This window comes from Pseudomonas sp. PDM18, from assembly GCF_014852585.1.
Lineage (GTDB): Bacteria > Pseudomonadota > Gammaproteobacteria > Pseudomonadales > Pseudomonadaceae > Pseudomonas.
In genome coordinates this window covers 150,242-168,903 of record NZ_JACVBX010000013.1, presented here as the reverse complement: position 1 = coordinate 168,903, position 18,662 = coordinate 150,242, and the positions used below count along the sequence as shown (strand labels likewise).

The window sequence follows — 18,662 nt, the reverse complement described above, 5'->3', positions numbered from 1 at the left end:
CAAACCGTTCCGCGAGCTTGATTAGCGTTTGAACGCCCGGCGCAGACCGGGTGAGGAGATACAGATGAGTTACCTACTCGACCGCCTGCAATTCTTCAAGAAGAAGCAGGGTGAATTCGCCGATGGTCATGGCGAGGTCACCAACGAAAGCCGGGCCTGGGAAAACAGTTACCGGCAGCGCTGGCAGCACGACAAGATCGTTCGCTCTACCCACGGGGTGAACTGCACTGGCTCGTGCTCCTGGAAGATCTACGTGAAGAATGGCCTGATCACCTGGGAAACCCAGCAGACCGACTACCCGCGTACCCGCCCGGACCTGCCCAACCACGAGCCACGCGGCTGTCCCCGTGGCGCCAGCTACTCCTGGTACATGTACAGCGCCAACCGCCTGAAGTACCCCAAGGTGCGCAAGCCGCTGCTCAAGCTCTGGCGTGAGGCCCGCGCTGCCCACAACGACCCGGTGGACGCCTGGGCCAGCATCGTCGAAGACAAGGCCAAGGCGAAAAGCTACAAGAGCGAACGCGGCCTGGGCGGCTTCATCCGTTCGAGCTGGAGCGAAGTCACCGAGATCATTGCCGCCGCCAACGTCTACACCGCCAAGGCCTACGGCCCGGACCGCGTAGTCGGCTTCTCGCCGATCCCGGCCATGTCGATGGTCAGCTACGCCGCTGGCGCCCGTTACCTGTCGCTGATCGGTGGCGTGTGCCTGTCCTTCTACGACTGGTACTGCGACCTGCCGCCGGCCTCCCCGCAGATCTGGGGCGAGCAGACCGACGTGCCGGAATCGGCCGATTGGTACAACTCCAGCTACATCATCGCCTGGGGCTCCAACGTCCCGCAGACCCGCACCCCCGACGCGCACTTCTTCACCGAAGTCCGCTACAAGGGCACCAAGACCGTGGCCGTCACCCCGGACTACTCCGAAGTGGCCAAGCTCACCGACCTCTGGCTCAACCCCAAGCAGGGCACCGACGCCGCACTGGGCATGGCCTTTGGTCACGTCATCCTCAAGGAATTCCACCTCGAGAAACCCAGCGCCTACTTCGTCGATTACTGCCGCCAGTACACCGACATGCCGATGCTGGTGCTGCTCGAACCGCACACCGACGGCGTACTCAAGCCGACCCGCTACCTGCGCGCGGCTGACCTGGCGAACAACCTCGGCCAGGACAACAACCCCGAGTGGAAGACCATCGGCCTGGACGAAATCTCCGGCGAGCTGGTTTCGCCCACCGGCGCCATCGGCTACCGCTGGGGCGAGTCGGGCAAGTGGAACATCGAGGAAACCGAAGGCGGCGCCAAGCGTGAAACCCGCCTGGCCCTGACCCTGATCGATGGCCCGGAAAAGGCCTGCGACGTCGGCTTCCCGTACTTCGCCGGCCAGGAACACCCGCACTTCAAGGGCGTGGACAACGACGAGGTGCTGGTGCGTCGCGTACCCTTCCGCGAAGTCACCGGCGCCGACGGCCAGACCCTGCGCGTCGCCACCGTGTATGACCTGCAGATGGCCAACTACAGCGTCGACCGTGGCCTGGGCGGCGGCAACGTCGCTGCCTCCTACACCGACGCCGACGTGCCCTACACCCCGGCCTGGCAGGCCCGCATCACCGGCGTACCGGCTGCCCGCGCCATCCAGGTGGCCCGCGAGTTCGCCGACAGCGCCGACAAGACCCATGGCAAGGCCATGGTCATCATCGGCGCCGCGATGAACCACTGGTATCACATGGACATGAACTACCGCGCGGTCATCAACATGCTGATGATGTGCGGCTGCATCGGCCAGAGCGGTGGCGGCTGGGCGCACTACGTCGGCCAGGAAAAACTCCGCCCGCAGACCGGCTGGGTCCCGCTGGCCTTCGGTACCGACTGGAGCCGTCCGCCGCGGCAGATGAACGGCACCAGCTTCTTCTACCTGCACAGCTCGCAATGGCGCCACGAGAAGATTTCGATGCACGAAGTCCTCTCGCCGCTGGCCGACACCAAGCAGTTCCCCGAGCACGCGCTGGACTACAACATCCGCGCCGAACGCATGGGCTGGCTGCCGTCCGCCCCGCAGCTCAACCGCAACCCGCTGCACATCGCCGCTGACGCCGAGCGCGCCGGCATCCCGGTGCAGGACTACGTGGTCCGCGAACTCAAGGCGGGCAACCTGCGCGTGGCCAGCGAGCAGCCGGACGATCCGCAGAACTTCCCGCGCAACATGTTCATCTGGCGTTCTAACCTGCTCGGCTCCTCGGGCAAGGGTCACGAGTACATGCTCAAGTACCTGCTGGGCGCGAAGAACGGCGTGATGAACGACGACCTCGGCAAGGCCGGCGGCCCCTGCCCGGGCGAAGTGGATTGGGTCGACGAAGGCGCCGAGGGCAAGCTGGACCTGGTCACCACCCTCGACTTCCGCATGTCCTCCACCTGCATGTACTCGGACATCGTCCTGCCGACCGCGACCTGGTACGAGAAGGACGACCTCAACACCTCCGACATGCACCCCTTTATCCACCCGCTGTCGGCCGCCACCGACCCGGCCTGGGAAGCCAAGAGCGACTGGGAGATCTACAAGGCGATTGCCAAGAAGTTCTCCGAAGTCTCCGTCGGCCACCTGGGCGTGGAGAAGGACCTGGTGACCGTGCCGCTGCTGCACGACACCGCCAACGAACTCGCGCAGCCGTTCGGCGGCAGCGACTGGAAGAAGGGCGAGTGCGAACCGGTTCCCGGCCGCACCATGCCGACCCTGCACGTGGTCGAGCGTGACTACCCCAACACCTACAAGAAGTTCACCTCCCTCGGCCCGCTGCTGGACAAACTCGGCAACGGCGGCAAGGGCATCGGCTGGAACACCGACAAGGAAATCAAGCTGCTCGGCGAGCTGAACCACAAGGTCACCGAGACCGGCATCAGCGAAGGCCGCCCGCGCATCGAGAGTGCTATCGACGCCGCCGAGGTGATCCTCGCCCTGGCACCGGAAACCAACGGCCAGGTCGCCGTGAAGGCCTGGGAAGCGCTGTCGAAGTTCACCGGCCGCGACCATACCCATCTCGCGCTGCCCAAGGAAGAAGAGAAGATCCGCTTCCGCGACGTCCAGGCGCAGCCGCGCAAGATCATCTCCAGCCCCACCTGGTCGGGCCTGGAGGACGAGCATGTGAGCTACAACGCCGGCTATACCAACGTCCACGAAATGATCCCGTGGCGCACCCTCACCGGCCGCCAGCAGTTCTACCAGGATCACCCCTGGATGCAGGCCTTCGGCGAGGGCTTCGTCAGCTACCGGCCGCCGGTCAACACCCGCAGCACCGACAAGCTGTTCAACAAGAAGCCCAACGGCCACGCCGAGATCACCCTGAACTGGATCACCCCGCACCAGAAGTGGGGCATCCACTCCACCTACAGCGACAACCTGCTGATGCTCACCCTGTCGCGCGGCGGCCCGATCATCTGGATGAGCGAGCACGACGCGAAAAGCGTAGGCATCGAGGACAACGACTGGGTCGAGGTCTTCAACGCCAACGGTGCCGCCACCTGCCGCGCGGTGGTCAGCCAGCGCGTGAAGGACGGCATGGTGATGATGTACCACGCCCAGGAGCGCATCGTGAACCTGCCGGGCAGCGAGACCACCGGCACTCGCGGCGGCCACCACAACTCGGTGACCCGCGTGGTCCTCAAGCCCACCCACATGATCGGCGGCTACGCCCAGCAGGCGTGGGGCTTCAACTACTACGGCACCGTCGGCTGCAACCGCGACGAGTTCGTCGTGGTGCGCAAGATGAACAAGGTCGACTGGCTCGACGAGCCGGAGCAGGGCGGACTGGGCGGTGACGCTCTGCCGCAATCGCTGCCCCAGGACATTTGAGGATTACTGCCATGAAAATTCGTTCGCAAGTCGGCATGGTGCTGAACCTCGACAAATGCATCGGTTGCCACACCTGCTCCATCACCTGCAAGAACGTCTGGACCAGCCGCGAAGGCGTCGAGTACGCCTGGTTCAACAACGTCGAAACCAAGCCCGGCATCGGTTACCCGAAAGAGTGGGAGAACCAGGAGAAGTGGAAGGGCGGCTGGAAGCGCAATGCCGACGGCTCCATCGTCCCGCGCATCGGCGGCAAGTTCCGCGTGCTGGCGAACATCTTCGCCAACCCGGACCTGCCGGAAATCGATGACTACTACGAGCCCTTCGACTTCGACTACCAGCACCTGCACACCGCGCCCAAGGCCCAGCACCAGCCGGTTGCCCGTCCGCGCTCGCTGGTCTCCGGCCAGCGCATGCAGAAGATCGAGTGGGGCCCCAACTGGGAAGAAATCCTCGGCACCGAGTTTGCCAAGCGCCGCAAGGACAAGAACTTCGACCAGGTCCAGGCGGACATCTACGGTGAGTACGAAAACACCTTCATGATGTACCTGCCGCGCCTGTGCGAGCACTGCCTGAACCCGGCGTGCGTGGCCTCGTGCCCGAGCGGCGCGATCTACAAGCGCGAGGAAGACGGCATCGTCCTCATCGACCAGGACAAGTGCCGCGGCTGGCGCATGTGCATCAGCAGCTGCCCGTACAAGAAGATCTACTTCAACTGGAAGAGCGGAAAATCCGAGAAGTGCATCTTCTGCTACCCGCGCATCGAAGCCGGCCAGCCGACCGTCTGCTCGGAAACCTGCGTGGGCCGCATCCGCTACCTCGGCGTGCTGCTGTATGACGCCGACCGCATCCACGAAGTGGCCACCTGCGAGAACGAGCGCGAGCTGTACCAGAAGCAGCTGGAGATCTTCCTCGATCCGTTCGACCCGAAGGTGATCGAGCAGGCGCGCAAGGACGGCGTACCGGACAGCGTCATCGAGTCCGCGCAGAAGTCGCCGGTGTACAAGCTGGCCATGGACTGGAAGCTGGCCCTGCCGCTGCACCCGGAATACCGCACGCTGCCGATGGTCTGGTACGTGCCGCCGCTGTCGCCGATCCAGAACGCCGCCGCCGAAGGCCACATCGGCAACGATGGCGTGATCCCGGACGTCGAGTCGCTGCGCATCCCCGTGCAGTACCTGGCCAACCTGCTGACCGCCGGCGACACCGCCCCGGTGCTGCTGGCCCTCAAGCGCCTGCTGGCCATGCGTGCCTACAAGCGTTCCGAGCACGTGGAAGGCAAGCAGGACCTGGAAGTGCTGAAGAAGGTCGGCCTGACCGTGAACCAGGTGGAAGAGATGTACCGCTACCTGGCGATCGCCAACTACGAAGACCGCTTCGTCATCCCCACCGCGCATCGCGAAGAAGCGCTGTCGGATGCCTTCGCCGAGCGTTCGGGTTGCGGCTTCAGCTTTGGCAACGGTTGCTCCAGCAACTCCGGCGTGAACCTGTTCGGCGGCAAGGCCGTGGACAAGCGCAACGTCATCCAGACCGTGCAGATACAGGAGTGATCGATATGGACAGTCATAGCCAACTGCTCAAGCTCAGCGCGCTGATGCTCGACTACCCGCGCGTCGAACTGCGCGAGGAAAGCCTGGCGCTGCATGCCCTGATCCGCACCTGCGACCTGCCAGAGAAGCAGCGCGACGGCCTCGCCGCGCTGCTCAACGAGCTGTGCAAGGGCGACATCCTCGACGTCCAGGCCCGTTACGACGGGCTGTTCGAGCGCGGTCGCTCGGTCTCCCTACTGCTGTTCGAACACGTGCACGGCGAAAGCCGTGACCGTGGCCAGGCGATGGTCGACCTGATGGACCGCTACACCCAGGCGGGCCTGGTCATCGACGTCAACGAGCTGCCGGACTACCTGCCGCTGTACCTGGAGTTCCTCGCCCTGCAGGACGCCGAGTCGGCCCGCGCGGGTCTCGCCGAAGTCGCGCACATCCTGGCGCTGATCGCCCTGCGCCTGGAAGAGCGCGGCAGCAGCTATGCGGCGATCTTCAACAGCCTGCTGGAGCTGTCCGGCGAACAGCCCGACCTCGGCGCGCTCAAGCGCGACCGCGAACAGGAAGTGCGCGACGACAGCCTGGAAGCCATCGACAAGGCCTGGGAGGAAACCCCGGTGAGCTTTACCGAGCCCGCCGTCGGTTGCCCGTCCACCAGCGCCCGGCGGATTTCCTCCGCCGCCGAACAACCCATGCAGTGGGTCGCCCAGCCGGTGCCGCAAGTGCAGTACCGGGCGGCCAGAGAAGGAGTCTGAACATGTCCCTCGATCTTCTAGCGTTCGGGATCTATCCCTACGTCGCGCTGGCCATCTGCCTGATCGGCAGCTGGGCGCGCTTCGACCTCTCGCAATACACCTGGAAAGCCGGCTCCAGCCAGATGCTGAGCAAGAAGGGCATGCGCGTTTACAGCAACCTGTTCCACGTCGGTGTGCTGTTCATCCTCGCCGGGCACTTCGTCGGCCTGCTGACTCCGCACGCGGTCTACGAGCACCTGATCAGCACCGAGCAGAAGCAACTGCTGGCGATGGTCTCCGGCGGCTTCTTTGGCATCCTCTGCTTCATCGGCCTGACCGGCCTGATCCTGCGCCGCCTGACCAATGAGCGTGTACGCGCCACCGGCAACGCATCGGACCTGATGATCCTGCTGGTGCTCTACGTCCAGCTGATCCTCGGCCTCTCCACCATCGTCGCCTCCACCCATCACCTGGATGGTTCGGTGATGGTCATGCTGGCCAACTGGGCGCAGTCCATCGTCACCTTCCAGCCGCTGGCTGCCGCCGAGGCCATCGCCCCGGTATCGCTGGTCTACAAGCTGCACGTGACCCTCGGCCTGACCCTGTTCGTGCTGTTCCCCTTCACCCGCCTGGTGCATATCGTCAGCGCCCCGGTGTGGTACTTCGGCCGCCGCTACCAGGTGGTCCGTACCAAGCGTCGCGCAGCGTGAAGCAGCGGCGGATGACGCTGGTGCGTCGTCCGCCCCACCTGAAGCTCTTCCCCCTCTCCCTTCATGGGGGGGACGCCCAGTCAGAGGGCAGGGGAGAGGGTTACCGGAGGTAAGCGAAATGAGTTGTTCCCACTACGAAGCCAAGGTCGAACACGTCGACCTGCCGAAAATCGAAGTCAACGGCGTCGCCATCGCCGAGGACGAACTGGCCCGCGAGCTGCAATACCATCCCGCGTCCAGCCACGCCGAGGCGCTTTACTCCGCCTGCCGCGCGCTGGTGGTACGCCAGCTGCTGGTGCAGCGCGCCGATGCGCTGGGCCTTGAGGCTGAAGCGGAAGAGGGCGAGGCCCTGGAAGAAGCGCGCATCCGCACCCTGATCGACCGTGAAGTCGGCGTGCCCGAAGCCGACGAAGCCAGTTGCCGCCAATGGTACGAAGCCAATCCCACCCGCCTGACCGCACCCTGGCGCATGCGCCTGCGCCATGTCCTGCTGGGCTGCGCGCCGGACGATCTGGAAGGCCGCGCCAAGGCCCGCGAACAGGCCGAGGAGCTGCTGGCCGAACTACGTGAACATCCCGAACGTTTCGCCGAGAAGGCGATGCGCTTCTCCGACTGCCCGTCCAAGGACGACGGCGGTGAACTGGGCTGGATCGAACCGGGGCAGACCGTCCCCGAGTTCGAGAAACGCCTGCTGCAACAGCAACCCGGCCTGCTCGGCCATCCGCTGGAAAGTCGCTACGGCCTGCATGTGGTAGAGCTGATCGAGCGCGATGGCGGTGAGCCGCTGGACTTCGCGCAGGCGCGCCCGCGCATCGCCGCCTACCTGCGCGCCCAGGTGCTGCAGCGCGCGGTCAGCCAGTACATCAGCGTGCTGGCCGGCGAGGCCCGGATCGACGGCTTCGTCTTCGACGGAGCAGAGTCGCCGCTGGTGCAGTGAACCGGTTCCGGGCCCCTCTCTCCCAATTCCTCCCCCAGAGGAGAGAGGGGCTTCGGAAACGGCCATGAATTTCGGCTTTCACCGTGGATAGTGAAGGCCGGCCGGAGTGAAACACCATGTCCGAATGGATCGACGGCCAGGGTCGCAAGATCGACTACCTGCGCCTGTCCGTAACCGACCGCTGCGACTTCCGCTGCGTCTACTGCATGTCGGAGAACATGCGCTTCCTGCCGCGTCAGCAGGTGCTCACCCTGGAAGAGATCGAACGGGTAGCGCGCCTCTTCGTCGAGCGCGGCGTGAAGAAGCTGCGTCTCACCGGCGGTGAACCGCTGGTGCGCCCCGGCATCGTCCACCTCTGCGAACGCCTCGCGGCGCTGCCCGGCCTGCGCGAGCTGTGCATGACCAGCAACGGCTCGCAGCTCAGCAAGCTGGCCGGTGACCTGCACGCCGCCGGCCTGACCCGGCTGAACATCAGCCTCGACACCCTGGATGCGCAACGCTTCGCCGCCATCACCCGCACCGGGCGCCTGGAGCAAGTGCTGCGTGGAATAGACGCCGCCCAGCAAGCCGGGTTCGAGCACATCAAGCTGAACTGCGTGGTGATGAAGGGCCGCAATGCCGACGAAGTGCCGGCGCTGGTGGATTACGCCATCGCCCACGGGCTGGACATCAGCTTCATCGAGGAGATGCCGCTGGGTCAGGTCGGCCGCGAGCGCGAGGAGAGCTTCTGCTCCAGCGACGAAGTCCGCGCGCTGATCGCCGAGCACCACGAGCTGCTGGACAGCACCGAACACAGCGGTGGCCCGGCACGCTACGTGCGGCTGGCGCAGCATCCGGGTACGCGCATCGGTTTCATCTCGCCGCATTCGCACAACTTCTGCGCCACCTGCAACCGCCTGCGCCTGACCGCCGAAGGCCGCCTGCTGCTGTGCCTGGGCCACGAGAACTCCCTGGACCTGCGCGGCCTGCTGCGCCGCCATCCGCTGCACGACGAACCGATCCTCGAAGCCCTGCGCGGCGCCCTGCAGCGCAAGCCGGCACGCCACGAATTCACCGTTGGCGACGTGCAGGTGCTGCGCTTCATGAATCTCAGCGGCGGCTGAAGCCGACCTCCCTCGGCGGGCCTCGCGCCCGCCCTTTGCCTTGCCTGCCTTGCTCCCGGAAGCGGCAGATGATGCCCTGCGTCATCTGCCGCTTTCGCATCTTTCGCCAGGCAAAAGAAAAGCCCCTGCGACATGAGCGTATCGCGGGGGCTTCGGGCATCTGCCAAAGGTATAACCGTGGAAGCTACGGTAAATCATGCGAAAGAATCGTTTCGAATCCTCCTCGGATCGCTTCGGAACGCTTCCAGACTAAGGCGCCAGCCCGGTGCGAGACATTCCTCCGAAGGAGTAGCGCAGGGCGCGCAAAGGGGAGTGTGCCGTGCGGTCGCAGGGCGATTGACGTTGTGTACTTTTTAGTCCAGATTGGATTTTAAGTTTACGCGCGCCCGCGCGTGGACGGAGCAGAACAAGCCAGAACAAGAAGTCGTTCGCCTGGGTGAGGGCAAGGCAATGCCGCTGCAACCTCCTGTGTTGCGCCCCTGGACGAACCCCAAAATGCCGTACTCACTGCCAAGACGTACCGGCCGGCGCTCGCCCCGGCGACCACACAACGGAGTTCATTGATGAATCGCAAAGCCCTGCTGGGCGGCCTGATGCTGGCCGCTTTCGCCACCTTCTCCCACGCCGACGACAAGCCGCTGCGCATCGGCATCGAGGCGGCCTACCCGCCCTTCGCGTTCAAGACCCCGGAGGGCGGCATCGCCGGCTTCGACTACGACATCGGCAATGCGCTGTGCGAAGAGATGAAGCGCAAGTGCCAGTGGGTCGAGCAGGAGTATGACGGCCTGATCCCCTCGCTGAAGGTGCGCAAGATCGACGCCGCGCTGTCCTCCATCACCATCACCGAAGAGCGCAAGCACTCGGTGGACTTCACCCACAAGTACTACTTCACCCCGGGCCGCCTGGTGATGAAGGAAGGCTCGCAGCTGGACGAGCAGTTCAGCCAGCTCAAGGGCAAGAACATCGGCGTGCAGCGCGGCTCCACGGCTGACCGCTTCGCCACCGAGGTACTGGGCAAGGCCGGCGCCAACGTGGTGCGCTACACCAGCCAGGACGAGATCTACCTGGACCTGCTGGCGGGCCGCCTGGACGGCACCTTCGCCGACTCCATCCCGCTGCAGATCGGCTTCCTGGACACCCCGCGTGGCAAGGGCTTCGCCTTTATCGGGCCGGAGTTCAAGGATCCGAAATACTTCGGCGAGGGTGCCGGTATCGCGGTACGCAAGGGCAACACCGAACTGGTCGGCCAGCTCAATGCCGCCATCGACGCGCTGCGCGCCAATGGCAAGTACAAGGCCATCGAGGGCAAGTACTTCAAGAGCGATATCTACGGCGATTGATCTTCCGCCGATCGATACAAAGGCCGCCTTCGGGCGGCCTTCTGCTTTTCCTAGGACAGAGGGGGATGCCAAGTTCGTGGTCGCGAACTTGCCCATTGCCGGTGTATCGGCTCTTCGTAGGAGCGAGCTTGCTCGCGAACCCACCCAACTCGGCACTGCCCATAAGAGTGGACCTTGTCCGCGAATCTACCCATCTGCACGGCGGCAACAGGAAAACCTCGCCGTAGGATGGCGTGGAACGCAGCGATACCCATCGATCCGCGCGCCCAGGTCGCAAGGGGATTGCGAGCATCCCCCCGTGAGTGCGGCAGAGTGCGGTTCGCGAGCAGGCTCGCTCCTATAGGTGGCGGCAAGCGAGGAAGGAAAGCCTCAGACCTCCTCCCTCAACTCCTTCAGGTGCTTGTACACCGTCGCGCGCCCCATGTTCAGCACGTTGGCGACGTAATTCGCCGCGCTCTTGCCCTTGAACGCGCCCTCGGCATGCAGCGCCAGGACCAGTTCGCGCTTGTGGTCGCGGCTCAGGGTGGAGAGGCTCAGCTGGCGCTGCTGCAGCCAGCCATGCAGGAAGGTGTTGATACGCTCCTGCCAGTCGTCGCGGAACAGCGCGTCCGGCTGCGGGATGACCTTGCTGGAGGAGAGGAACAGGTCGAGCGCCGCCTTGGCGGTCTCGAAGAGGGTGATGTTGAGGTTGATGCACAGCACTGCGAGCGGCTCGCCCCTGGCATCGCGCAGCACGGTGCTGATGGAGCGGATCTTCTGGCCGTCCCAGTTGAGCTTCTCGTAGGGGCCGATGTTGCGCTCGTCATGACTGCCTTCGAGCATGTCCTCCAGCGCCGAGTCGTCGCCGATCTCGCGCTTGGAGATGTTGTTCGCCAGATACGCCACGCGCTGATTGCGCAGGTCATGGATGACCACTTCGGCATGGGGGAAGAACAGCGCGGCGATGGCGTCGGCGATGGCCTTGTAGTTGTCCAGCGGATCAGCGGCGGTCATGGGCAAGGCTCTCGAGGCGATTAGGCGGGCGATGGCGCGGGCGCTGGCGAGTGTGCCGCAAGCGCCCGCGGGCTGTCACGAATGGCGACTCACTCGGCCAGCAGGCGCGCCGGGGACAGCATTTCGGCGGTGAGACCGTGGCGGGTCAGGTGCTCGGGCAGGGCCTCGCGGCGGATCAGCGCGGCGCTGGCCTCGCCCATCGCTGCGGAGGTCTGGATGCCGTAGCCACCTTGCCCTGCGACCCAGTACAGGCCGGGCGTGGCCGGGTCATAGCCGGAGACCAAGTCGCCATCGGCGAAGAACGAACGCAGGCCGGCCCAGGTGTGGCTCGGGCGGCGGATGTTGAGGGTGGTGTGCTCCTCGATCTGGTAGATGCCCAGGGCGATGTCCAGCTCTTCGGGCTGCACGTCGTGGGGCTCCACCGGGTCGGCATTGGCCGGCGAGCCTAGCAGCATGCCGGCATCGGGCTTGAAGTAGAAGGACTCGTCCAGGCTTACCAGCACCGGCCAGGCGTGGCTGTCCACGCCCTCCGGCGGGCTGAAGAGGAAGGCGGCGCGGCGCTTGGGCGTGAGGCCCAGGGGCGCGGCGCCGGCCAGTTCGGCGATCTTGTCGGACCAGCCGCCAGCGGCGTTGACCAGTACCGGCGCACGGTAGGTCTGCTGCGCGCAGCGTACCTCCCACGCGTCGTCGATGCGGCTGATTTCCAGGGCTTCGCTATCCAGTTGTACGCTGCCGCCGTTGCGCCGGATGCCGCGCAGGTAGCCCTGCAGCAGGCCGTCGGTGTCGATGTCGGCAGCGCTGGGGTCGAGCATCGCGCCGTGGACTTTCTCGCGGCGCAGCACCGGGACGATGGCACAGGCTTCATCGGCATCGAGCAGGCGCATTTCCGGCACGCTGGCGAGGGCGCTTTCGTACTGGCGCTGGAGTTCTTCCGGGTTGCCTTCGAAGTCCACCGTCATCTCCCCGCGCGGGGTGAGGATCGGGTGTTCGACGAAGCCCTCGGGAGGGTTGTCGAAGAAGTCGCGGCTGGCGGCGGTCAGGGCGCGCACCTGTGGCGTGCCGTAGGCCACGGTGTACAGCGCTGCCGACCGGCCGGTGGAGTGGTAGCCGGCGTGGGACTCGCGCTCCAGCACGACGACCTTGCCGTGGCGGGAGAGAAAGTAGCCGGTGGAGGCGCCGGCGATGCCGCCGCCGATGATGAGGTAGTCGACTTCGATCATGTTCGTCTCCGGCTCAGGCGTTCTTGCGTTGCAGATGGTAGAGCGCATTGGCCAGGGCGACGTCTTCCAGGCCCAGGCCGATGGAGCGGAAGAAGGCATGGCGCTGGTAGTCCGGTTTGGCAACCTGGCCGCTGACCAGTTCCGGCAGGTCGCCGAGGATGGCGCCGTTCCAGCCGTGCTCGTCGCGGGCCAGGCGCATCTCGCCGGCGGACGCCGGGGTGGTGGCGCGGTAGTCGCAGTACACGTCCATCTGCGCCAGCGACCGTGGTGGCACTTCGTGGGCGCGGGCGACGTTGGTGCTGATGGAAGTGATCAGCGCCGGTTTGGTCAGGATCGCGGGATCGAGCACCGGGGTACCGGACGAGGTGCACAGCAGCACTACGTCGGCGTCGGCCACGGCGGCTTCTACGCTGGTGGCGGGTTCGGCGCGGGAATCAATGGCGCCGAACTGGGCCAGCACGCCAGCGCTCAGGTTCGGAGAGTAGATACGGATGCTTTGCCAGTCACGCAGGCCAGCTGCGTAGCGCAGGTGCGTACGGGCGACTGGACCGCTGCCGACGATAGCCAGGCGCTTGGCGTTCTGGTGGGCCAGTTCCTGCACGGCGAGGGCGGTGGTAGCGGCAGTGCGCGCCGTGGTCAGGCTGCCGGCGTCGCACAGCAGCAGCGGCTGACCGCTGTCCATGGACATCAGCAGGCTCCACGCGGTGACCAGCGACTTGGGCTGGCGCACGATGTACGGCGAGGTCTTCACGCCGTAGACCTTCTGCGAGGCCAGCACGCCCAGGTAGTTGATGAAGTCGCCGCCCCCATTGGGGAATTCCACCAGTTGCTGCGCGGGCTGTACGGCGCTGCCGGCGGCCAGCTCGACGAACATGTCGCGCATCGCCTGAAGCACGTCGACCTGTTCGAGCAGACGTTCGGCGTCAGCCTGGTTGAGGGTGAAAGGCGTGGCGGCGGACATGGCGAGACTCCAGGTGTGGATTTATTTTTCCATTCTGGACTCGATTGTCTTGATCGGCAAGAGCGTGTGGTCGGGAGGAGGGCCCTTGTAGGAGCGAGCTTGCTCGCGAACGCATTCTGCCGGCGATCCCGGTGTTATGCGGATTCGCGAGCAAGGACTAGGCGTCCCCCTCGGTCCTACGAAAAGCGCTCGCGGATCACAGCTTGAACTGCGCCACCAGTTCTTCCTGGCTGCCGGCCACGCGGCGCAAGTGCTCGCCGCAATCGCGGGTGTGCGCGGCGGTCTTGCGGTTTTCCACGGTCATGTCGCTCAGTCGGTGCATATGCTGGTTCACTTCCTGGGTCGTGGCGGCCTGCTGTTCGGCTGCGGCGGCGATCTGGAAGGCCATGGCGTGCACCCCCTGCAGCGAATCGTCCAGCGCGCCGAGGGCTTCCAGCACGGCCTGGGTGTCGTGCTCCAGGGTGTGCGCCTGTTCGCTGGCGCCGCTCATACTCGACTGCGCCTGGACAGAAGAGTCGCCCAGGCTGCCGACGATGGCGACGATTTCGTCGGTGGCGCTGCGGGTGCGCTGGGCGAGACTGCGCACTTCGTCGGCGACCACGGCGAAGCCGCGGCCCGCTTCACCGGCGCGGGCGGCTTCGATGGCTGCGTTGAGGGCGAGCAGGTTGGTCTGTTCGGCGATGGAGCGGATCACGTCCAGCACCGAGCCGATCTGCTGGCTCTCGCCGGCCAGCGTCTGCACCACTCCGTCTGCCTGGCGCAGGCCGACCAGCAACTGGTCCTGGCGACCGATCATGTGCTGCAGGGTGCCTTGCATGGCGACGAAGGCCTGTCGCGCGGCGGCGCTTCCGTCAGCGCTGCGGCTGGCGCTGCCGGCGATTTCCTGCACGGTCGCGGCCATTTGGTCGACAGCACTGACCACCATCTCCAGCGCTTCCTGCTGTTGATCGAGGTGGTTGCTGGTGCGCCCGGCGGCGTCGAGGATGTCACCGCTGGCATCGCCCACGGCCTCACTGGCCTGACGCAGGCGTTCCACCACTTGGCGCCAGGCCGTGGTCATCTCGCGCAGGGCTTGCATCAGGCCGCTGCTGGCGCTGGCATCGTCGCTCAGGCGCAGTTCGCCATTGGCCAGGCGCTGGGCCAGCGCGGCCATGCTGGCAGGCTCGCCGCCCAGAGGGCGCATCACGCTGCGGCTGACCAGCCAGGTGCCGGCGGCGACGCCGAGCAGGGTCAGCACGCCGAGCACGAGGATCTGCCACATCAGCTTGCGCACCGGGGCGAAGGCCTGGGCCTGGTCCATTTCCGCCACCAGCGCCCAGTGCAGGCCGTCGAGGTTCAGCGGGACGAAGGACTTCAGCGCCGTCTCGTTGCTCAGGCCGGGTTCGGTGAGACGCCCCTGCTCGCCAGCCAAGGCTTTCTCGATGGCCTGGCCGGGAATCGCGGTGGGGCTTTCCTTGTCGCGGCGCACGTGGTGATCGGCGAAGCGCACCGAATCCGAGCGCAGGCTGCCGTCGCCGCCGACCAGGTAGGTCTCGCCGGCGTCGCCCAGGCCCTGGCGGTTCTGCATCACTTCGTTGATCGAGGCGAGCGGCAGTTCCAGCACCAGCAGCAGTTGCAGCTTGCCGTTGTCCTTGATCGGCGCGGCCAGCCATTGCACCGGCTGCTGGTCGTTGGGCGCCTGTTCCAGGTCGCTGATGCTGGCCTTGCCGCTGTTGAGTGCCCCGCGAATGAACTTGCCGAAGGCGGTGTCGCGCCATTTCGGCGCATCGACGTTCTGCTGGTAATCCACGCCACGGCCGAGGCTGAACACCACCGTGCCGTCGCCGGCCACCAGGCGCAGTTCGCGGTAGCCGAAGGTCTTGATGAAGTTCTCGAACACCGGGCGGTCGTAGTTGGCGGTAGTCACCAGGGATTCGCTGTCCAGCCCCGCGTAGTTACTGCCCAGGTTGGTGGCGAGGCTGCTGAGCTGGTCGTTACGGGCCTTCCAGGCGTCCATCAGTTGCCGCTGCTTGATGCTGGCGACCGCCTCCAGGGCGTTCAGGCTTTGGTCTTCGAGGGCACGGCTGGCCTGGAGATAGACCACGATGGCCATCACCAGCACGGGGATCAGGCCGACCGAGAGGAAACTCAGAGCAAGTTTGGCGCGCAAGGGCATGGGAGGATTCCGACGAGTTCTTGGAATTGTTCTCGCGTGCTTTGCAAGAAGCGTGCGAATTTTTTTACGTCTGTAAATAAAATTGAGCAGAAACGGCCGGGGACAGGCCTATTGCGCGGGTAATGGCGCGTGGCCATTGTTTGCGGGGGGATGCCGTACGGTCGTCCCAGCGGGTCCGGCAGGAGGAATGGCAGGCTCTAGCAAGGGGAATTCGTCACCCGCGGTAACGCCGGTGGAAACAAAAAAGGCGAAGCCATGTGGCTTCGCCTTCTTCTGGTGCAACAAGCGATCAGTGCTTGCGCGGTACCGGCTTGAGCAACTCGGTGGGCGGCATCTCGCAATTGATCTTGCGGCCCAGCAGTTCCTCGATCGGCGGCAGGGCGAAGGCATCGTCCTCGCCAGCGAAGCTGATGGAGGTACCGGTGCTGCCGGCGCGGCCGGTACGGCCGATGCGGTGCACGTAGTCGTCCGGGTCTTCGGGCAGGGTGAAGTTGATCACGTGGCTGATGCCATCGACGTGGATGCCGCGGCCGGCGACGTCGGTGGCGACCAGGACACGGATCTTGCCTTCACGGAAGCCTTCCAGGACCTTGATGCGCTTGTGCTGTGGCACGTCGCCGGACATCTGGGCGGCGCTGATGCCGTCCTTGGTCAGGCGTTCTTCGATGCGGCGCACTTCGTCCTTGCGGTTGGCGAAGACCATCACGCGGGTCCAGTCGTTCTGCGCGATCAGGTTGTACAGCAGCTTGTACTTGTCGCTGCCGGCAACGGCATAAACGTGCTGCTCGACGGTATCGCTGGCGACGTTTTCCGGCTCGATCTCGACGATGGCCGGCTCGACGGTCCACTGCTTGGCCAGGTTCATTACGTCGTCGGTGAAGGTGGCGGAGAACAGCAGGGTCTGGCGCTCGCCCTTGTACGGGGTCTGGCGGATGATCTGGCGGACCTGCGGAATGAAGCCCATGTCGAGCATGCGGTCGGCTTCGTCCAGCACCATCACCTCGACCATGTCCAGGTGCACCTCGCCGCGCTGGTTGAAGTCCAGCAGACGGCCGGGGGTGGCGACCAGGATGTCGCAGAAGCGCGATTCCAGGGTCTTGAGCTGCTTATCGAAGTCCATGCCGCCGACGAAGCTCATGACGTTCAGGCCGGTGTACTTGGCCAGTCCCAGGGCGTCGTTGGCGATCTGCACCACCAGCTCGCGGGTCGGCGCGATGATCAGCGCACGCGGCTCTCCCATGTAGCGCTCTTTCGGCGGCGGGGTCTGCAGCAGCTGGGTGATGATCGAGATGAGGAACGCCGCGGTCTTGCCGGTGCCGGTCTGGGCGCGGCCGATGGCGTCCTGGCCACGCAGGGTGAAGCCCAGTACCTGCGCCTGGATTGGCGTGCAGTACGGGAAGCCCAGGTCATGGATGGCGTGCATCAGGCGCGGATCGAGGTTGAAGTCGTGGAAGCGCGTTTTGCCTTCAGCCGGCTCGACTACGAAGTCTTCCAGCTTCCAGTTGTCCACCACCGGCGGACGCGGCTTGCGTTCCCGGCGCGGTTTCGGCTCGCGGGGCTTGTCTGCACCCTCGGCCTTGGCATGCTCGTGCTTCGGCGCGTGCTCGCGCTTTTCGCCGCGTTCGCCTTTGTCGGAACGCTCGGCGCGGGGTTTGTCGTTCTTCGGACCGCGGGCCGGCTTCTCGCCGTTGTCGCCCTCGGGGCGCGGATTGCGCGGTTTGCGCGGACGCTTTTCGCCGCTCGGGGCGGGCTGGGAGGCAGCGGGTGCGGGGGCTGCCGGCGTGGTGACGGGCTGCTCGCCATCACCCTTGCTGAAGATTTTCTTGAGTGCTTTGAGCACGTTGATCTCGTACTGGTTAAGGAATGAACGGCCGCCAGTGTAATGCAAGATGCCCGCAGGGCGAAGTGCCACGGGCATTCTGCCTATTGACTTGGGCTACGGAAGGTTCTCCAGCAGCAGCCGGCGGACGTTTCCACCCATGATGGCGGCGATGTCCTGGTCACTAAAGCCGGCTTTCGCCAGGCCCTGGGTCAGTTGGGCTAGGCCGGTGGTGTCGAAGGGCACATTGACTGCGCCGTCGAAGTCCGAACCCAGCGCCACGTGCTCGACGCCCACCTTGTCGGCGGCGTAGCGCATGGCCTTGACGATGGCCTCCACCGAGGTTTCGCAGACTGCGCCGTCCCAGTAACCGATGCCGATCACCCCACCCGTGTTGGCGATGCCGCGCAGGTGGGCGTCAGTCAGGTTGCGCGGGCCGGGGCAGGTGCCGGCGACGCCGGTGTGGGAAACGATCACCGGGCGCCTGGCGATCACCAGTACATCGTCGATCAATGGGCGCGAGGCGTGGGCCAGGTCGATCAGCATCTTCTTGTCTTCCAGGCGCGGGATGACCTCGCGGCCGAATTTGGTCAGCCCGCCTTTCTTCAGGCCATGGGCGGAGCCGCCGACTTCGTTGTCGAAGAAATGGGTCAGCCCCATGATGCGGAAGCCCGCGTCGTACATGCGGTCGATGTTCTCGAGCTTGCCTTCGAGCGGGTGCAGGCCTTCGGTGGCGAGCACGGCGGCGAGCTGCTTCGGGTCTTTCTGCCAGGCCGCGAGGTAGCGGGTTAGGTCTTCGCGGCTGCGCACCAGGGTGAGCTTGCCCTGGCTGTCGGCGGCGGCCTTGTCCAGCAGTTCGCCCTGGTAGAGCGCGCGTTCGAGCAGGCTGTTCCAGGTGCGCGCGGGCCAGCGCTGGGCGATGACCAGCGGGGTTATGTTGTCGCTGTCCGCGCTGTTGCTTTCGTAGTTCAGGCCGCGCGGGGTCTTGGTGACGGTGGAAAACACCTGCAGGCCGACGTGGCCTTCGAGCAGGCGCGGCAGGTCGGTGTGGCCGTGGTCGTGGCGATCCAGCAGGTTGCGGTCCCAGAGCAGAGCGTCGTCGTGCAGGTCGGCGACGAACAGGGTCTGGTGCAGCGCCTGGGCCTCGGGCGAGGCGGGGTAGGGCGGCGGGCTGGCCACGGTGTTCATCTTGCGGTCCATGTAGCCCGGCAGGTTGAAGAAGATTCCCAGGCCAACGGCCAGCAGGACGAGCAGGATGATCAGCAGTTTGCGCATGTCAGCTTCCCAGCTTTGTTATTGGTTTTCTTG

The 18,662-nt window shown here is 65.4% G+C and carries 13 protein-coding genes; 7 read left to right on the top strand and 6 right to left on the bottom strand.

The window, feature by feature from the left end:
• Nucleotides 1-64: 64 nt before the first annotated feature.
• The 7 genes from IB274_RS24000 (at nucleotide 65) to IB274_RS23970 (ending at nucleotide 10,206) form a co-directional block, all read left to right on the top strand.
• Nucleotides 65-3,844, top strand: coding sequence for a nitrate reductase subunit alpha (locus IB274_RS24000; RefSeq protein WP_192435307.1), 3,780 nt, complete (start codon nucleotides 65-67; stop codon nucleotides 3,842-3,844).
• A gap of 11 nt (nucleotides 3,845-3,855) precedes the next feature.
• A complete protein-coding gene (gene narH, locus IB274_RS23995; RefSeq protein ID WP_192435305.1) occupies nucleotides 3,856-5,391 on the top strand; it encodes a nitrate reductase subunit beta in 1,536 nt (511 codons plus the stop codon).
• Between the two features lie 5 nt (nucleotides 5,392-5,396).
• Nucleotides 5,397-6,137 (top strand): nitrate reductase molybdenum cofactor assembly chaperone, encoded by a 741-nt coding sequence (narJ, locus tag IB274_RS23990; protein WP_192435303.1) that lies wholly within the window; start codon nucleotides 5,397-5,399, stop codon nucleotides 6,135-6,137.
• Between the two features lie 2 nt (nucleotides 6,138-6,139).
• Nucleotides 6,140-6,826, top strand: coding sequence for a respiratory nitrate reductase subunit gamma (narI, locus tag IB274_RS23985; RefSeq protein ID WP_045210685.1), 687 nt, complete (start codon nucleotides 6,140-6,142; stop codon nucleotides 6,824-6,826).
• Between the two features lie 118 nt (nucleotides 6,827-6,944).
• Complete coding sequence (locus IB274_RS23980; RefSeq protein ID WP_192435300.1) at nucleotides 6,945-7,763, top strand: peptidylprolyl isomerase; 819 nt, start codon at nucleotides 6,945-6,947, stop codon at nucleotides 7,761-7,763.
• A gap of 116 nt (nucleotides 7,764-7,879) precedes the next feature.
• Complete coding sequence (gene moaA / locus IB274_RS23975) at nucleotides 7,880-8,866, top strand: GTP 3',8-cyclase MoaA (RefSeq protein ID WP_192435298.1); 987 nt, start codon at nucleotides 7,880-7,882, stop codon at nucleotides 8,864-8,866.
• Between the two features lie 563 nt (nucleotides 8,867-9,429).
• Nucleotides 9,430-10,206, top strand: coding sequence for an ABC transporter substrate-binding protein (locus IB274_RS23970; protein ID WP_192435296.1), 777 nt, complete (start codon nucleotides 9,430-9,432; stop codon nucleotides 10,204-10,206).
• A gap of 369 nt (nucleotides 10,207-10,575) precedes the next feature.
• On the opposite strand, the gene IB274_RS23965 is transcribed toward IB274_RS23970, so the two are convergent.
• The 6 genes from IB274_RS23965 to IB274_RS23940 all read right to left on the bottom strand — a co-directional run bounded on the left by IB274_RS23965 (nucleotide 10,576) and on the right by IB274_RS23940 (nucleotide 18,629).
• Nucleotides 10,576-11,199: a transcriptional regulator gene (locus tag IB274_RS23965; protein ID WP_192435294.1), complete on the bottom strand. Its 624-nt coding sequence runs from the start codon at nucleotides 11,197-11,199 to the stop codon at nucleotides 10,576-10,578.
• A gap of 89 nt (nucleotides 11,200-11,288) precedes the next feature.
• Nucleotides 11,289-12,419: an NAD(P)/FAD-dependent oxidoreductase gene (locus tag IB274_RS23960; RefSeq protein ID WP_192435292.1), complete on the bottom strand. Its 1,131-nt coding sequence runs from the start codon at nucleotides 12,417-12,419 to the stop codon at nucleotides 11,289-11,291.
• Nucleotides 12,420-12,432: 13 nt separating this feature from the next.
• A complete protein-coding gene (locus IB274_RS23955; RefSeq protein ID WP_192435290.1) occupies nucleotides 12,433-13,380 on the bottom strand; it encodes an ornithine cyclodeaminase family protein in 948 nt (315 codons plus the stop codon).
• A gap of 196 nt (nucleotides 13,381-13,576) precedes the next feature.
• Nucleotides 13,577-15,535, bottom strand: coding sequence for a methyl-accepting chemotaxis protein (locus tag IB274_RS23950; RefSeq protein WP_192435288.1), 1,959 nt, complete (start codon nucleotides 15,533-15,535; stop codon nucleotides 13,577-13,579).
• A gap of 289 nt (nucleotides 15,536-15,824) precedes the next feature.
• Entirely contained in the window at nucleotides 15,825-17,375 is a 1,551-nt protein-coding gene (gene rhlB / locus IB274_RS23945; RefSeq protein ID WP_318652919.1) for an ATP-dependent RNA helicase RhlB, read from the bottom strand.
• Nucleotides 17,376-17,471: 96 nt separating this feature from the next.
• On the bottom strand, nucleotides 17,472-18,629 hold the full coding sequence (locus tag IB274_RS23940) for a dipeptidase (RefSeq protein ID WP_192435284.1): 1,158 nt from the start codon (nucleotides 18,627-18,629) through the stop codon (nucleotides 17,472-17,474).
• Between the last annotated feature and the right edge of the window lie 33 nt (nucleotides 18,630-18,662).

Bases quoted from the DNA above. Each gene is read 5' to 3' on its own strand.
- IB274_RS24000 (WP_192435307.1), top strand. From the start codon at position 65: ATGAGTTACCTACTCGACCGCCTGCAATTCTTCAAGAAGAAGCAGGGT.
- narH (WP_192435305.1), top strand. From the start codon at position 3,856: ATGAAAATTCGTTCGCAAGTCGGCATGGTGCTGAACCTCGACAAATGC.
- narJ (WP_192435303.1), top strand. From the start codon at position 5,397: ATGGACAGTCATAGCCAACTGCTCAAGCTCAGCGCGCTGATGCTCGAC.
- narI (WP_045210685.1), top strand. From the start codon at position 6,140: ATGTCCCTCGATCTTCTAGCGTTCGGGATCTATCCCTACGTCGCGCTG.
- IB274_RS23980 (WP_192435300.1), top strand. From the start codon at position 6,945: ATGAGTTGTTCCCACTACGAAGCCAAGGTCGAACACGTCGACCTGCCG.
- moaA (WP_192435298.1), top strand. From the start codon at position 7,880: ATGTCCGAATGGATCGACGGCCAGGGTCGCAAGATCGACTACCTGCGC.
- IB274_RS23970 (WP_192435296.1), top strand. From the start codon at position 9,430: ATGAATCGCAAAGCCCTGCTGGGCGGCCTGATGCTGGCCGCTTTCGCC.
- IB274_RS23965 (WP_192435294.1), bottom strand. From the start codon at position 11,199: ATGACCGCCGCTGATCCGCTGGACAACTACAAGGCCATCGCCGACGCC.
- IB274_RS23960 (WP_192435292.1), bottom strand. From the start codon at position 12,419: ATGATCGAAGTCGACTACCTCATCATCGGCGGCGGCATCGCCGGCGCC.
- IB274_RS23955 (WP_192435290.1), bottom strand. From the start codon at position 13,380: ATGTCCGCCGCCACGCCTTTCACCCTCAACCAGGCTGACGCCGAACGT.
- IB274_RS23950 (WP_192435288.1), bottom strand. From the start codon at position 15,535: ATGCCCTTGCGCGCCAAACTTGCTCTGAGTTTCCTCTCGGTCGGCCTG.
- IB274_RS23940 (WP_192435284.1), bottom strand. From the start codon at position 18,629: ATGCGCAAACTGCTGATCATCCTGCTCGTCCTGCTGGCCGTTGGCCTG.